Genomic DNA, 2190 nt, shown 5'->3' with positions numbered 1-2190 from the left:
AAGTTCTCTCGGAACTAATGCAATTCAATCATCTGGTCAAAGTTTCGGACAAAATTCATATATTAAGTTCAATAATGGTCTATTAATCCAGTGGGGAGTAAAGGCTGGAGCTGTAGGATTCTCCTCATTATATCTACCTACAAGTTTCTATGATACGAATTATATCGTACAACTAACGGGAGTATCAGCTAATACAACAGAGATTATAGTGTATGCTCCAACAATATATACTAAAACAGTTTCTTCATTTAAAGTAGGTACAAGGTATATAGCAAGCGGAGGAGAAATAGCTTGGACAGGTTGGCAGTTTACTTGGTTTGCAATAGGTAAATGGAAATAATTTAAAAACAAATATCATGAAGTATTGGAAAAATGGATTTTATGACGAACCGGTAGACGGTTCGGTAGAAATTACGGATGAATATTATCAAGAGTTACTGGCTGGTCAATCTACCGGCTTGATAATAACTGAAAGCAAAAAAGGATATCCTATTTTAGTTGTGCACGAGGCTACTATCGAAGAAACCAGAGCGCAAAAACTTGATGAATTACGATTGTTCGATTCATCTGAAGCAGTGAATCAATTCAGTATAAACGGAGTATTTGGATGGCTGAATAAGAATACTCGTGTAGGGCTTATGAACTCAATTAGTATTGAAAGAGAAACTGGACGATCTGAAACAAGTATTTGGCTAGGTGATACGCAGTTTATTCTCTCTATCGAGAAGGCCGTTAATATGCTGCAACAACTAGAATTATATGCCCTTGTGTGCTATGACACAACACAAAGGCATATCAACGCTATCAATCAATTAGAAACAAAAGAAGAAATTGAAGCATACAACTTCAAAACTGGTTATCCCGGAAAGCTCAACTTTGCCGGATAACCTATCGTATAATCGTAGTTTTCGATTTCCTCAATAGTCTGCAATGATTTGACTGCTGCGATGTGCGATTGTGTTACATTGTAGCAGTTCAATGCATACATTTCAATCTCATTCAGCATTGATAAAGCGTCAGAAATTGGAATGATATACTTTATAGCATCATACCACAACACGGTATCTGATTTACCAGCATTTTTCTCAATCGAAATTGAGTTAAATAATCCAACACGTGTGGATTTATCTAACCACATACTTTCCCCTTCAATTTCAAAAGAATTGACATCGGTCGATTTGTCAAATATCTGTATTTCAGATATTTTCATTTTTCGCACTTCTTCGATGTCGTACTCATATTCTACCAAAATCGGGTATCCATTCTTACTTTCAACTATCAGTAAACCGTTAGACTGCCCATCTAATAGCTGATTGTAATGCTCATCCGTTATTTCTACTGAACCGTCTACCGGTTCATCGTAGAATCCATTTTTCCAATACTTCATAATATTTGTTTTTTAGTTATTTCCAACGCCCGATCGCAAACCAGTCCCATGATTCTTGTGATAATCCAGTAGTACCCCCACTTGCATAATTTCTATTCAAATAAAATCTACTAACTGTTTTATTTATTGCCAAAGGAGATGATGAATATACGGCGGAGTCACTACTAGGCTTATATACAGTTGCAAATATTTTATATTCAGTATTATAAAAAGATGTAGGCATAGTCACACTATACGAAGCTGTAGATGAACCTCCAACTCTGCCCCATTGTACAAGTAATCCATTATTGAATTTTGCATAACCGTTCAAGGATAGGTTTACGCTCATTGCGTTCGATAGATCAGCTAAAGCATACGTAGTCCCGAGAGAACTTTGCCAAATTACAAGCAATAAAAGTAATACCAATTTTCTACTAAATCTATCCATAATCAAATTTATGTTATAATATTTCTATTTCCAACGACCTATAGCTATCCAAAAGAATTTCCAAGAAGTAGGATATACTACATTACCACTTGTATATGTCATACCGCCTTTGAAATAAGTAGTAGCTTTAGTGTTAATATAAGGGCATAAAACGACGGATTCAGCAGTAACGGCATATTCTGCACACATTGATATTGAATAGTAAGTGTTTAAAAAAGACGTAGAAAAAAAATAATTAGTAGCCCCTGAATACCCACCACCATATCCCCACTGAATCAATAGACCATCTGGTAGCTTATAATATCCATTTTGTCCGAGGTCCTTTGTCGTAACATTGGAAAAATCTTTTAACGCACAATTTGTCCCGAGAGAACTT

General features: G+C 35.6%; 5 protein-coding genes. 2 read left to right on the top strand and 3 right to left on the bottom strand.

The features are described 5' to 3' along the window. Together DW862_RS26425 and DW862_RS17795 are read left to right on the top strand one after the other, a co-directional pair. The coding region (locus DW862_RS26425) for a hypothetical protein (protein WP_118299864.1) at positions 1–340 on the top strand (340 nt) is incomplete at its 5' end. A gap of 16 nt (positions 341–356) precedes the next feature. Beyond that, positions 357–887: a DUF4376 domain-containing protein gene (locus DW862_RS17795; protein WP_120069658.1), complete on the top strand. Its 531-nt coding sequence runs from the start codon at positions 357–359 to the stop codon at positions 885–887. On the opposite strand, the gene DW862_RS17790 is transcribed toward DW862_RS17795, so the two are convergent. From DW862_RS17790 to DW862_RS26185, 3 genes are all read right to left on the bottom strand, one after another. Continuing rightward, positions 857–1387, bottom strand: a complete 531-nt coding sequence (locus DW862_RS17790; protein ID WP_120069655.1) for a DUF4376 domain-containing protein — start codon at positions 1385–1387, stop codon at positions 857–859. The genes DW862_RS17795 and DW862_RS17790 overlap by 31 nt on opposite strands. A 16-nt stretch (positions 1388–1403) precedes the next feature. Continuing rightward, on the bottom strand, positions 1404–1814 hold the full coding sequence (locus DW862_RS17785) for a hypothetical protein (protein ID WP_242398123.1): 411 nt from the start codon (positions 1812–1814) through the stop codon (positions 1404–1406). Between the two features lie 24 nt (positions 1815–1838). Then, the coding region (locus tag DW862_RS26185; protein ID WP_120069651.1) for a hypothetical protein at positions 1839–2190 on the bottom strand (352 nt) is incomplete at its 5' end.

The sequence above is a fragment of the Bacteroides sp. AM37-9 genome (assembly GCF_003603455.1).
Lineage (GTDB): Bacteria > Bacteroidota > Bacteroidia > Bacteroidales > Bacteroidaceae > Bacteroides > Bacteroides xylanisolvens.
This window is presented reverse-complemented; position numbering and strand designations above follow the sequence as displayed.